Below are 13,608 nucleotides of genomic sequence, written 5' to 3' on the forward strand. Positions count from 1 at the left end.
TTCTTGGCAAACTGCCGCTGCCCTACCTTGGGCAACGGCTTTTCACCCTAATCGTCATCCTGTGCCAGGCGCTGAGCGCGGGGAGACAATTCTCGCAACGCGCGCCGATACACCTCTCTTTTAAAAGGTACTACCTGCCCTAGCGGGTACCAGTAGCTCACCCACCGCCACCCATCAAATTCAGGTGTTGGGGTTGCCGTCATACAGATTTGGCTTTCCTGGCAACGGATTTTAAGTAAAAACCACTTTTGCTTCTGGCCTATGCAGACCGGACGCGAATGTGTGCGAATCATGCGTCGTGGCAGACGGTAGCGTAGCCAGCCCCGGGTGCAGGCAACAATATCAACATCACCGGCGGTTAAGCCGATCTCTTCGTAAAGCTCACGAAAAAGTGCTTGTTGTGGCGTCTCGCTTGCATTGATGCCCCCCTGGGGAAATTGCCACGCATTTTGTCCTACCCGACGCGCCCAAAGCAGCTGCCCCTGGCTGTTGGCAATGATAATGCCAACATTGGGGCGAAAGCCGTCAGCGTCGATCACGGACATCACCTTCATAAATTTTCAGTTGTCCCCATTTTTCCACAAGGGAGACAAGCGTATCAATACAATATAACGCTAAGTGATGAATGGTTGCGGCGCGTTGGTGGGAATGAGGTGGCGACTCTGCGATAATCCGCCTCCGCTATTTGCCTAATTAGCGCCTATTTCACCACTACTATTCGCCTACTATTATCACTGACTAAAAAAGGGGAGCGCCGTGAGTCTGGCCATATTCGATTTGGATAATACGCTGCTATCCATCGACAGCGATCATGCCTGGGGCGAGTTTTTACTCGAACAAGGGGCTGTCGACCCGGTCGTTTACCGGGAAGCCAATGAGCGTTTTATGGCCGATTACAACGCGGGCACGCTGGATATGGCCGCCTTTTTAGAGATGGCGCTTAAGCCGCTAGCCGATAACCCCCCTGAGCAGCTTGCTGCCTGGCATCAGCAGTTTATGGTCAGCAAAATCGAGCCCAGCATTCTGCCCAAAGCGGAAGAGCTGCTGGCCCGTCACCGCACTAAAGGCGACACGCTGCTGATTATTACCGCCACTAACCGCTTTATTACCGCGCCGATTGCGGAGCGCTTGGGTGTCGATCACTTAATCGCGGTGAACCCGGAGGTCAAAGAGGGCCGCTACACGGGGCGCGTTTCGGGCATTCCCAGCTACCGCGAAGGCAAAGTCACCCGCTTAGAGCAGTGGCTTCAAGAGCAAGACTTAAGCCTGGAAGGCGCTTGGTTCTACAGCGACTCACACAATGATTTACCGCTATTAGAAATAGTCGAGCACCCTGTCGCCGTTGACCCTGACGACACCCTACGCAACGTCGCCGAAGAGCGCCAGTGGCGAATTATGAGCTTGAGGGATTAGATTGGTGAAGGCGCTAGGCCTCAGTACGGTAACCATTAACGGCATGGCCTGGTGAAATTACTTCCTCTATCGATTCTGGCGTTCCATTGAAGAAATGCTTGTCTACCTGCAAAAGACCATAGTAAGACTCGCTCATTTCATTATTTTCAGGATCCAGTGTCAGTCGTTTTTGCAGCCACCACCGGCTGTTGCGACTGGTTCTCTATGGGCTGATATAGACAGGAGTGATTCAATTGGAAAAGACTGGTCAGGCCCAGCAGCGCCATATTGCGCTCAATCTCGCGCTGCAAGAGATCGGCGACATGCTCCACACCGGCTTGGCCTGCGCAGGCGGCCGCGTAATTAAATGGGCGTCCGATGAAGACGAAGTCGGCCCCCAGCGCCAAGGCCTTGATGACATCGGTGCCACGCCGGAAGCCGCTGTCGATCATGATGGGGATATCGCTGATACGGCGTTTGACCTCGGGTAGCACCTCAAGTGGAGAGATCGTGCAGTCCAGCTGTCGAGCGCCGTGATTGGACAGGATGATGCCGTCCACGCCTGCCTGACGGGCACGTACCGCATCCTCGGGGTTCAGCACACCTTTGACGATCAATGTGTCAGGCCATAAGCGCCGCACAAGATCGAGATAATCCCAGTCAAAATGGCGACGCCCCGAGAAGTCCCGCGCGGCTTGGCGGGAGATGACGGGGGCACCCCGCTCGGCATGGTTGTTCTCGAAGTGCGGCATGCCATGTTTTAAGAGCGTGCGCAGGAAGGTATTACACAGCCAGCCGGGTCGCATCAAACCATCGACTGCCAAGCGAAGGGTTGGCTCAAGCGGGGATGAAAAACCCGAACGGCGGAAATTGTCGGGATTGGGCGGCACCGGATAATCAAGCGTTACCACCAGTTTTTTGAAGCCTGCTCGTTTGATCCGCTCGAGCAGGGCTTCGATACCTTCCGCTGTGCCGGGCAGGTACGCCTGGAACCAGTCGGCGCCCTCAACCTTTGCCACCTCTTCCATCGGCACTAGAGACGACCCACTCATTATCATCGGCAGATTACGTTTCGCCGCTGCGCGTGCCAGCACTAGGTCGCCTTGATAAGCCGACAGGGCGCTGATGCCCATGGGGGCGATACCGAAAGGCACGGCATAACGCTTGCCATACAGCTCCGTTTGCAGATCAATCTGCGAGACGTTGACAAATGCCTTGGGCAAAAAGCGGTAATCATCAAAAGCGGTGAGATTAGCGCGCTGGGTTCGTCCATCCTCTGCGACATGGTCGATATAACCAAAAATAGGCCTTGGCAACTTCCGACGTGCTAAACGCTCTACATCGTGCAAATTATGGATGCTGGCGAGCTTGTTTCGAGTCCAGCGTTGTTGGAGCCAACCTTTCACGCAATACTCCTAATGATTATTTTATTTTAAGCTATTTGGACAGTTAACCCGTGTTTACCAACCCACTAGGTTATTAATAAATCACTAGGTTACTAAATCACTCTCAAATACGTTAGCTCAAGCAGCCAATAAAAATGGGACAGTGCCTTGGCACTGTCCCATGTTGACTACTTAGTCCCATTTTGACTACTTAGTCACATTCTGACTACTTAGCTCAGCAGCGTCTTAGGTCAACTGAGGCCCAGCCTGAATGATCGCTTCGTTAACGCCTTTAAACTTCTTGAAGTTATCGACGAATTTTGTCGCTAGCTCTTTGAGGTGGCGGTCGTAGGCATCGCGATCCTGCCACGTTTCACGCGGGTCGAGCAGGCTGGAATCGACGCCCGGCACAGCGACCGGCACTTGCAGGTTAAGCCCATCGATATGTTTAGTGTCAATGTCGCGCAGCACCCCAGACTGAATAGCACTGATGATGGCGCGGGTGGTCGGGATAGAGAAGCGCGAGCCGCCTTCACCGTAAGCACCACCGGTCCAGCCGGTATTGACCAAGTAAACCTGAGCATCCTGCTTATCGACGCGCTTGATCAGCAGGTCAGCGTATTCGCGTGCAGGGCGCGGGAAGAACGGTGCACCAAAGCAGGTGGAGAAGGTGGCAGCCAGGCCTTCAGCAGAGCCCATTTCAGTGGAGCCCACTTTAGCGGTGTAACCGGACAGGAAGTGATAGGCCGCGGCTTCTTTGGAAAGAATCGACACGGGCGGCAGTACGCCAGACATATCGCAAGTCAGGAACACAATGGCATTCGGTTCACCTGCCAGATTTTCCGCTACGCGCTTTTCAACGTGCTCCAGCGGGTACGCGGCGCGGGAGTTCTGGGTCAGGCTATCATCGGCGTAGTCGGGCTCACGACGATCATCCAACACCACGTTTTCCAGCACGGTGCCGAACTTAATAGCGTTCCAGATGACCGGCTCGTTCTTCTCGGAAAGATCGATACACTTGGCGTAGCAGCCGCCTTCCATGTTGAAGACGATACCGTCGCCCCAAGCGTGCTCGTCATCACCAATCAGGAAGCGTGCCTGGTCAGCGGAAAGCGTGGTTTTACCGGTGCCCGAGAGACCGAAGAAGAGGCAGGTTTCGCCATCTTCACCCACGTTCGCGGAGCAGTGCATGGGCAGCACGTCGGCGGCGGGTAGCAGGAAGTTTTGCACGGAGAACATGGCTTTTTTCATTTCACCGGCATAGCGCATGCCCGCAATAAGCACTTTTTTCTCGGCGAAGTTGATGATCACGCAACCATCAGAGTTGGTGCCATCGCGAGCAGGGTCACACTCAAAGCCTGCGGCGTTGAGAATTGTCCATTCCCCTTTAACAGCCTGGTTATAAGCCAGGGGGCGCACAAACATGGTACGGCCAAACAGGTTTTGCCAAGCGGTTTCGGTGGTGACGCGCACTGGTAGGTAGTGAGCGGAATCACTGCCCACATGCAACTCAGAAACAAAATGGTCTTGGCTGACCAGATAGTCATTGACCCGAGCCCATAGGGTGTTGAACTTGTCTGCGTCGAAAGGCTGGTTAACGTTGCCCCAATCGATTTGGCTGCTGGTGGAGGACTCGTCAACGATATAACGGTCTTTCGGTGAACGCCCGGTACGCAAGCCGGTATTTACTACCAGAGCACCGTGGGCCGAGAGGCGGCCTTCGCCACGTGCCACGGCGCGCTCGATAAGTTCGGCGCTGCTGAGATTGACGTGGGCTTGGGGAGCTTGAGTCGTGGTCATGTCGATTCCTGGGCCTTGAGGCCGTTATATCTCGTTACCGGGCGTCACCGACGCCTTAAATGTCATCCCAGTCCTGCTAAATCGGCTGGGCACGCTGAAGTCCGGCGCATTATGGCAAAAAGAAAGCCCCCAGGAAACGGGGACTAAGACCAAATATCTTGTAGTTAAACTACTACAAAGACACTACATTTTGTGCTGCAGCGCAGTAAAAATTAAAACAGTCGTTTGCAATAATGGCCAAATTCATTGGTTCTACTGGCTCGCTTAGCGACACTTAAAAACGCCCGACTGTACAGCTGCGACTACATACCTAGTGAATTGTGGGCGATGGGGCTTCGGGGTCGTCTAACAAAGTTTCAATATCCGCCGCCGTGTAGTGATATTTCGTATGGCAAAAGTGGCATTGGGTGTCGATAGCGCCCTGTTCGTGAAGAATATCTCGCAGTTCTTCCTTGCCTAGCGTGTGCAGTGCATGGCTCATTCGTTCGCGGGAGCAGGTGCAGCCAAAGCGCAGGGCTTTGGGTTCAAAAACGCGCACGGTTTCTTCATGGTAAAGGCGGTGCAGCACTTCGCGCTGCTCAAGCCCGAGCAGTTCTTCTGTTTTAATCGTATCGGCTAACTGCACGCTGCGGTCCCAGGCATCAACATCCTGGTTTTGTGACTCTGCGGGGAGGCGTTGGAGCAACAACCCACCTGCGCGCTTCTCATCCGCCGCTAACCATAGGCGGGTTGGCAGCTGCTCGGATTGCGTAAAGTAGGCTTCCAGGCAGCCCCCTAGCGTCTCCTGATCCAGCGCGACAATACCTTGATAGCGATGGCCTTCACGGGGGTCGAGGGTGATGACGATTTGGCCCTCACCGACCAGTTCACGGAAAGAGGCATGCTCGCTAGGCAGGTCGGCGTCTTCCGCGATACGGGCAATCGCCCGCAATTCACCACCGGGGTTGGATTCGGCCATTAGTAATGACAGAACGCCGCGGCCGCGCACTTCGATGCTTAGCGTGCCATCCAGCTTAACGGTATCGGTGAGCAGCGCCACGGCAGCTAACAGCTCGCCCAGTAGCTCATTGACCGCGGGTGGGTAGGCGTGGCGATCCAACACTTCGTGATAGGCGGCCGCTAGGGTGACGATCTCGCCGCGGACATTGGTGTGATCGAACATAAAACGTTGAATTTGATCGGACATAATTTGGCAACCTACTATAAAGGACGGCGGGTGTTTAGCTGCGACTCATCTTTAACTGGGCTATTGGTGCTGCTGCACTGAGTGAATAGCCGTGTGGGCTACTCACCCTGATTGCGTTGGAAGCGCTGAATATCGCGGCGCTGCTTTTTATCAGGACGTTTGAGCGGATGCTGCATCGCCTCGTTAGTGAGACGCCTTGCTTCGGCTTCCTTGGCACGACGCTGCACACTTGCGTCTGTTTCTGCATAGAGCGTGCGCGCTTCTGGCGCACCGCGCCGTTGATCCGAAAGCGATATCACCTCTACCTCTAAGACCTCCCAGCCCTGGGGCACCCGAATAAGCGCACCTAACTCGACCTGCTTGCTGGTTTTAGCGCGGCCGCCGTCGTAGTGAACCTTGCCACCTTCAATGGCTTTTTTAGCCAGCGCGCGGGTCTTAAAGAAACGCGCTGCCCAGAGCCATTTATCTAAGCGTACGCTCTCGCTCATTAACGCTCTCCTTGCGATTCTGACAGCTGTTCCGGCAGTTGTTCGGGAAACAGATGAGCGAACCGATCCAGGGCTATAAACTCCTGTAGCTCTTTTTCAGGCCGCTGGCTGTCAGGTTGTTTAATGCCCAGCAAATGCTTAATGCCAAACTCACGAGCACTTTCCAGCACGCGGGCATTGTCATCAATAAATAGTGTTCGTGCCGGGTCAAAAGGCTCGATTTCCTGCAACGCAAACCAGAACGCCTGTTCCTCTTTAGCAGCCCCCACGTCCTCGGAAGAGACGATAGCATCCAGGTAGCTTTCCAGGCCGGTGAGGGGCAGTTTCAAGGCAAGACTGGCGCGATCAGCGTTGGTGGCAAGCACCACCCGTGGGTGTGCTAGTTTAAGCCATTTGAGGAAATCCAGTGCGTCGCTGCGCAAGCCTATCAGATGTTGCACTTCCCGCTTCAGGGCAACGATATCTACCCCTAATTCGCGGCTCCAGTACGCTAGGCTGTACCAGTTTAAAGTGCCCTGCTCGCCGATAATACGCGCGCGCAGCGCTTCCTGGGAGGCTTCATCCAACTGGTGCAATTCGCGGTAACGTCGCGGTAAATGATCCAGCCAAAAGTGGCTGTCGAAATGTAAATCCAGCAGCGTGCCATCCATATCAAGGAGGACAGTGTCTATCTCGCGCCAATCAATCATTGCCGCTCCAGTCACGTTAGGAGTAAGCGTGCTATTGTAGCTTAACCGCCTTTTACCAGCCATGGAGGCACATGTTTATGTCTACGCTCCCCCCTACTCGCCCTACCTTCAATCACCCTGAAGATGGTAGCGTTAACCGCTCGGGTTACCAGCAAAAGCCACAGATTCTGGCGCGTAAGCAGATTGCCCAAAGCCGTTTATTTCAGATTGAGTCACTGGATCTGCGCTTTTCCAATGGCGAAGAGCGCCAATTTGAACGTTTAACCGGCGCCGACCGGGGCGCGGTGATGATGGTGGCAATGCCTGACCCGGAGCACGTGCTGCTGATTCGCGAATACGCCGCCGGGTTTGAAGATTATGTGCTCACCTTGCCAAAAGGGTTGGTCGACCCCGGTGAAGACATTATCACCGCTGCCAATCGCGAGTTGATGGAGGAGTGTGGCGTGGGTGCGCACCGCATTGAACCGCTAGTCGAGCTTTCGTTGGCGCCGAACTATATGCGCCATCGAATGCAGGTGCTGCTTGCCACCGACCTTTACCCCAAGCGACTGCCAGGGGATGAACCCGAGCCGTTGATTGTGGAAACCCACGCCATTGAGGAGCTCCCTTCACTGCTATTACGCGAGGATTTTCACGAAGCCCGTGCGATTGCCGCGCTTTACATTGCGCGAGACAGGCTGCGTGAAGAGAAGCGCAATAGTGCGACGGATTTGCTTTGAGGCAGCTTTAGCTCTCAATTGTTACCTCTTACTTATCTAAAGATGATTTTTCAATGTAATCCAACGCCGCTGGCGGTGGCTGTCCAGGCCGGCTTCCAGCAGAGCCATCGAACGCAGGGCATCGTCGACGCTTACCGGTAGCGGCGCTTTATCGCGGATAGCGGCGGTAATGCCCTGGTAATAAGCCAGGTAATCGCCCGGTAGCGTCGGAAGTTCACGGCGTATCAGCGGCGCGTTTTCACCCTCTCCTTCACGCAGCGTTAACGTGCCATGTTGGCTATCTTCGCCCCACTGTGGTGCGGGCACTTCGCCTGCTTTCAGGCGATCCTCCTGGGGATCCAGACCGTACTTAACGAAGCTGCCTTGGGTGCCATGAATCCGAAAACGGGGGGTTGGATCGGCAACCAATGTGCCAGCGGCCAAGGTAACGCGAAAGCCTTCGTAATCGAGCAGTACCAGGAAATCGTCGTCGGCCTGGGAGTCGTCACGGAGTGCGTCTAGTTCCAGCAAGATTGCCTGAGGCATGCCAAACAGTTCGCAGGCTTGGTCCAGCAGGTGCGGGCCCAAATCGTACCAGATGCCACCACCGGGGGTCGCTTTCTCGCGCCAGCGATCACGCACTTCCGGGCGAAAGCGGTCAAAATGTGATTCAAAATTCACCAGTCGCCCTAGCGTCCCCGCTTCAAGCAACGCTTTAACGGTTAAGAAATCGCTATCCCAACGGCGGTTGTGAAATACCGACAAAAGACACTCTTTTTCATCCGCCAACTTTTTGAGCAACTTTCCTTCAGACAGCGTGACCGTGAATGGCTTATCGACCACCACGTGCTTGCCCGCCGACAGTGCCGCTTTCGCGAGCGAAAAATGCGTGTCGTTGGGTGTCGGAATAACAATCAGATCAATATCGCTGCGCTTGCAAAGCGCCAACGCCTGGGCCTCCACCTCTACGCTAGGAAGTGACGCCTGCACCTTAGCAGCATCGCTTGAGGATACCGCCACCAAATCCAGGCCCTCCGAGGCCTGAATCAGCGGAGCGTGGAAGGTTTGGCTAGCGAACCCGTAGCCGACTAATCCAACGTTAATAATTGCCTTCATTTGATTCCTTCAAATTTGTTACTGCGACTGATGATTGCTGCACTTAGTGCCCTATCAATCCAGCTTGCTTAGGTCCCGAACGGCCCCTTTGTCGGCAGATGTCGCTAATAGCGCATAGGCTTTCAGCGCTGGGGTAATCTTGCGGGGGCGCTGTTCAACGGGCTTCCAGGCGGTGACGCCTTTTGCCTCCATCGCCTCGTGGCGAGCCGCCAGCTCAGCATCCCTCAGGTTGACGTTGATCGTCCGGTTAGGAATATCAATACGGATGATATCGCCCTGCTCAATTAAGCCAATGGCGCCCCCAGCTGCGGCTTCCGGCGACACATGGCCAATCGAAAGCCCAGAGGTGCCGCCCGAAAAGCGACCATCGGTGAGCAGCGCGCAGGCTTTGCCTAACCCTTTAGACTTGAGATACGAAGTGGGATAAAGCATCTCCTGCATACCGGGGCCACCTTTAGGCCCCTCGTAGCGGATCACGACGACATCGCCCGCTTTGACCTTATCCGCCAATACATGGGCAACCGCCTGATCCTGAGACTCAACCACATGGGCGGGGCCTTCAAATACCAGGATTGATTCGTCGACCCCGGCGGTTTTCACCACGCAACCATCCAATGCGATATTGCCATACAGTACGGCTAAGCCGCCCTGCTGGGAGAACGCGTGCTCAAGATCGCGAATACAGCCGGTGGCGCGGTCGCCATCCAAACTCGGCCAGCGGGCGCTTTGGGAAAAGGCAGTCTGGGTGGGAATACCGCCCGGCCCAGCTTTAAAGAACTCAACGACTTCGGCGCTGGGCGAACGCATAATGTCCCACTCATCCAGCGCGGCTTTGAGACTGTCGCCATACACGGTGGGTACCGAGGTATCCAGCACACCGGCACGATCCAACTCACCTAGAATCGCCATGATACCGCCCGCACGATGGACATCTTCGATATGGTATTTCTGAGTGTTGGGCGCCACTTTGCATAGCTGGGGCACTTCACGGGAGAGCCGATCGATATCCGCCATGGTGAAGTCCACCTCGGCTTCCTGGGCAGCCGCCAGGAAGTGCAAAATGGTGTTGGTCGAGCCACCCATGGCGATATCCAGGGTCATGGCGTTTTTGAACGCTGCTTTGGAGGCAATGGCACGGGGTAGCAGGTGCGCTTCATCGCCTTCATAGTAGCGTTTGGCCAGCTCGACAATGCGGTGACCGGCTGTTTCAAATAGGCGACGACGATCAGAGTGGGTGGCCAGCACGGTGCCGTTACCGGGCAAAGCCAAGCCTAGCGCCTCGGTCAGACAGTTCATCGAGTTGGCGGTGAACATACCCGAGCAGCTACCGCAGGTGGGGCACGCGCTACGCTCGACTTCGGCAAGCGTTTCATCATCCACGCTGTCATCGGCGGCCATTACCATGGCGTCGACTAAATCAAGGCCATGGTTGAGCAGCTTGGTTTTACCCGCCTCCATGGGGCCGCCGGAAACAAAGATAACCGGGATATTGAGGCGCAGCGCGGCCATCAGCATCCCTGGGGTAATTTTGTCGCAGTTGGAGATACATACCAGCGCATCGGCGCAGTGAGCATTACACATGTACTCGACGCTGTCGGCGATCAGGTCCCGGCTAGGCAACGAGTAGAGCATGCCGTCGTGTCCCATGGCGATGCCGTCATCCACTGCAATGGTGTTGAACTCTTTCGCTACGCCACCCGCTTTCTCAATCTCCCGCGCCACTAGCTGGCCCATGTCCTTTAGGTGAACATGGCCCGGCACAAACTGGGTGAAGGAGTTGGCGACGGCAATAATCGGCTTTTGAAAATCACCATCCTGCATACCAGTGGCGCGCCACAGGGCGCGTGCACCGGCCATATTACGACCAGCGGTGGTGGTTCGTGAGCGATACTCTGGCATGGCGTCTCTCTCTTGACGTCTATCTCAAAGACGATTCACTATTTTTATTAGCCCACGGCAAGGATGGCCGCAGGCCAAGCTATTCTGAATAATATCAGCAACCTTGGATTGTGGCATGCGCTTTACACAGAGACTAGGCCCACTCTGAAAACACAGCGAGCAAGGGTAATTGCCCTTACTAACTGTAAGGCTGATGCAGGGTTATCTAGTAATTCAGTAAACAGATGTAAAAAAGCGCCGTACTTACGTACAGCGCTTTAATTACCGTCATGGGTGTAACCGTTGAGCCTACCCGCGACCAAACACCACATCGGCTACATCGCGGTAGCGTTTGGCAAAATGCACCGTCATGCCCTCTTTCAGATAGTCCGGCAACTCTTCGTAATCACGTTTATTGGCCTCGGGCAGGATCAATTCGAAAATATCACTGCGCCGCGCGGCAATCACTTTTTCGCGAATACCGCCAACCGGCAGCACTTGGCCGGTTAAGGTTAGTTCGCCGGTCATCGCCAGGGGCCGATCAATGGCATGGTGCTTAGCCAACGACAGCAGCGCAGTGGTCATGGTAACGCCGGCCGAAGGGCCATCTTTCGGCGTGGCCCCTTCGGGCACGTGTAAGTGCACAAATGCCGAGTCAAAGAAATCGGCATCGGCGCCATACTCCTGCAGGTGGCCCAGGGTATAGCTGTAAGCGATATTGGCTGACTCCTGCATCACCTCGCCGAGCTTGCCAGTCAGCTTAAAGCCACGATCCAGCGAGTGTACCTTGCCCGCTTCAATGGGTAGCGTTGCCCCGCCCATGGAGGTCCACGCCAAGCCGGTCACCACCCCTTCGCCGGTCAGCACTTTTTCCTTGCGGAAAATCGGTGCGCCTAAGAATTCTTCCAGATTCTTCACCGATATCTTGACCGTTTCGGGCTCCTCTTCGAGCAGCTTGACGGCCGATTTACGCACAATACGATGCAGCTGCTTTTCAAGCTGGCGAACACCGGCTTCACGGGCGTAGCCTTCAATCACTTGCTTTAAGGCCGCATCGGACAGACTGATACGCTTTTTCGTTAGGTTGTCGCGTTTGAGCAGCTTCGGCCACAGGTGATGCTTGGCAATTGCCAGCTTCTCTTCGGCGATATAACCGGAAAGACGGATCTGCTCCATGCGGTCTAGCAACGGCCCTGGAATTGAATCCAGCGTATTAGCGGTGCATATAAACAGCACCTTGGAGAGATCCATACGCACATCGAGATAGTGATCGAGGAAGTCGACGTTCTGCTCGGGGTCGAGTACTTCCAGCAGCGCCGAGGCAGGGTCGCCCTGGAAGGACTGCCCTAGCTTGTCGATCTCATCCAGCATGATGACGGGGTTTTCGACCTCGACCTCTTTAAAGGCTTGCACCAGCTTGCCCGGCATCGCGCCGACATAGGTACGCCGATGGCCTTTAATTTCCGCTTCGTCGCGCATACCCCCAACAGAGAAGCGGTAAAACTGACGTCCCAGGGCTTCAGCGATCGAACGCCCAATGGAGGTCTTACCTACCCCTGGCGGGCCGACCAACAGCACTATCGAGCCGCCTACGTCGCCTTTAAACGTGCCCTCGGCCAGAAATTCGATAATACGCTCTTTAACGTCTTTCAAACCGTCGTGGTCGCGATCCAACACTTGCCGCGCGTGGGGTAGATCGAGCTGATCCTGGCTGGTCACCCCCCAAGGCAGCGAGGTTAACCAGTCCAGATAGTTGCGCGTGGTGCCATATTCCGGCGAGCCGGTTTCCAGCACACTGAGTTTATTGAGCTCATCGTCAATACGCGATTGAACCCGTTCGGGCACAACCAACGACTCCAAACGCGCTCTAAAGGTATCCACGTCATTTTCGCGATCATCTTTGGAGATACCCAATTCACGCTGGATAACCTTGAGCTGCTCACGCAGGAAGAACTCGCGCTGGCGATCCTGCATTTGCGCGTTGACCTGCTCGCTGATCTCACCCTGCAGCAGCGCTACATCGATCTCTTTACGCAACAGCGGCAGCACTTTCTGCATCCGCTCTTCCACCGACAGGGTGGCCAGCACATCCTGAAGCTCTGGGCCTTTGGCGGAGGTAATAGCGGCGGCAAAATCGGTCAGCGGGCCCGGCTGGTGCGGGCTAAAGCGGTTGAGGTAGTGCTTGAGCTCTTCACCGTACAGCGGGTTGATCGGCAGCAGCTCTTTAATGCCGTTGATGATCGCCATGGCATAGGCGCGGGTCTCTTCGTTCTCCGCGTCAACCGGCTCTTTCGGGTAGGTGACTTCCACCAGATAAGGCGGTTCTTTGGAGAGCCAACGGGTAATTTTAAAGCGCTGCAGGCCCTGAGCGATAAACTGGATCTGGTCGTCTTCGCCCTTGAGTTTATGCACCTTCACCGCCGTACCAATCTCAGGAAAACCTTCGTGATCAAGAGAGGTAACGCCCTGCTCGCCGACATAAGCGACGCCCAGGGTGTGGTGCGGCGTGTTACCCACGCGGCGCATGGTCTCTTCCCAGCGCTCACGGTTAACCACCAAAGGCTGAACCTGGGCGGGGAAGAAAGGACGATTATGAATAGGGAGAAGATAAATGCGCTCGGGCAGCATGTCGCTGGCGGGCACTAGAGAGTTCACCCGCTCGCCGTCAGAGCGATACTCTTCACTGCTCTTCTCGTCACTGCTCTTATCATCAACGTCGTGGGATTTATCGGTATTTGAGGATGACTCTTCATCGTCAATTTGCCAATCGAGGTGTTCTTGATCGCGTTCGTAATCCTGGTCGCTCATGCGTCCTCCAATGAACCGATACCGGCGGTGAGAACCGCCTAGCGTTGTTCATGGAATGCGGGCAGTGCGCCAAAACTTCAACCCTTAGGGCCTGTTTTTGTGGGAGGTAGCGATAGCTCGCGACCGATGTAGCGACATGCAGCTGAGTGATTAAAGCTAAGACTTTTC

General features: G+C 55.2%; 11 protein-coding genes. 2 read left to right on the forward strand and 9 right to left on the reverse strand.

Annotated features, from left to right (window positions below):
• Positions 1–47 precede the first annotated feature (47 nt).
• Positions 48–539, reverse strand: a complete 492-nt coding sequence (gene rppH / locus HZS80_RS12200) for an RNA pyrophosphohydrolase (RefSeq protein WP_008959681.1) — start codon at positions 537–539, stop codon at positions 48–50.
• 217 nt (positions 540–756) lie between these two features.
• Here rppH and HZS80_RS12205 point away from each other — a divergent pair, with 217 nt between their 5' ends.
• Complete coding sequence (locus tag HZS80_RS12205; protein ID WP_179916244.1) at positions 757–1,413, forward strand: histidinol-phosphatase; 657 nt, start codon at positions 757–759, stop codon at positions 1,411–1,413.
• Positions 1,414–1,559: 146 nt separating this feature from the next.
• Here the strand turns inward: HZS80_RS12205 and HZS80_RS12210 are convergent, their stop codons facing one another.
• From HZS80_RS12210 to yrfG, 5 genes are all read right to left on the reverse strand, one after another.
• The gene (locus HZS80_RS12210; protein ID WP_179916245.1) at positions 1,560–2,798 is read right to left on the reverse strand and encodes an alpha-hydroxy-acid oxidizing protein; all 1,239 of its coding nucleotides are present in this window, start codon (positions 2,796–2,798) and stop codon (positions 1,560–1,562) included.
• A gap of 225 nt (positions 2,799–3,023) precedes the next feature.
• Positions 3,024–4,577 carry a phosphoenolpyruvate carboxykinase gene (locus tag HZS80_RS12215; RefSeq protein WP_179916246.1) on the reverse strand — a complete coding sequence of 518 codons (1,554 nt, stop codon included), beginning with the start codon at positions 4,575–4,577 and terminating at the stop codon, positions 3,024–3,026.
• Positions 4,578–4,887: 310 nt separating this feature from the next.
• Positions 4,888–5,763, reverse strand: coding sequence for an Hsp33 family molecular chaperone HslO (gene hslO, locus HZS80_RS12220; protein ID WP_008959677.1), 876 nt, complete (start codon positions 5,761–5,763; stop codon positions 4,888–4,890).
• A 98-nt stretch (positions 5,764–5,861) separates the two neighbouring features.
• On the reverse strand, positions 5,862–6,251 hold the full coding sequence (hslR, locus tag HZS80_RS12225; protein ID WP_008959676.1) for a ribosome-associated heat shock protein Hsp15: 390 nt from the start codon (positions 6,249–6,251) through the stop codon (positions 5,862–5,864).
• Entirely contained in the window at positions 6,251–6,940 is a 690-nt protein-coding gene (yrfG, locus tag HZS80_RS12230; RefSeq protein WP_008959675.1) for a GMP/IMP nucleotidase, read from the reverse strand. The genes hslR and yrfG overlap by 1 nt, the downstream gene beginning before the upstream one ends.
• 77 nt (positions 6,941–7,017) lie before the next feature.
• Between yrfG and nudE the strand changes: the two genes are divergently transcribed.
• The gene (gene nudE / locus HZS80_RS12235; RefSeq protein WP_218927689.1) at positions 7,018–7,659 is read left to right on the forward strand and encodes an ADP compounds hydrolase NudE; all 642 of its coding nucleotides are present in this window, start codon (positions 7,018–7,020) and stop codon (positions 7,657–7,659) included.
• A 36-nt stretch (positions 7,660–7,695) separates the two neighbouring features.
• Here nudE and HZS80_RS12240 read toward each other — a convergent pair whose 3' ends face one another.
• The 3 genes from HZS80_RS12240 to lon all read right to left on the reverse strand — a co-directional run bounded on the left by HZS80_RS12240 (position 7,696) and on the right by lon (position 13,440).
• On the reverse strand, positions 7,696–8,754 hold the full coding sequence (locus tag HZS80_RS12240; RefSeq protein WP_179916247.1) for an oxidoreductase: 1,059 nt from the start codon (positions 8,752–8,754) through the stop codon (positions 7,696–7,698).
• A 54-nt stretch (positions 8,755–8,808) separates the two neighbouring features.
• On the reverse strand, positions 8,809–10,653 hold the full coding sequence (gene ilvD, locus HZS80_RS12245) for a dihydroxy-acid dehydratase (protein ID WP_179916248.1): 1,845 nt from the start codon (positions 10,651–10,653) through the stop codon (positions 8,809–8,811).
• Positions 10,654–10,941: 288 nt separating this feature from the next.
• Positions 10,942–13,440, reverse strand: a complete 2,499-nt coding sequence (gene lon / locus HZS80_RS12250; protein ID WP_179916249.1) for an endopeptidase La — start codon at positions 13,438–13,440, stop codon at positions 10,942–10,944.
• Positions 13,441–13,608 lie beyond the last annotated feature (168 nt).

Origin of the sequence: Vreelandella glaciei (assembly GCF_013415125.1) — a bacterium.
Classification (GTDB): Bacteria; Pseudomonadota; Gammaproteobacteria; order Pseudomonadales; family Halomonadaceae; genus Vreelandella; species Vreelandella glaciei.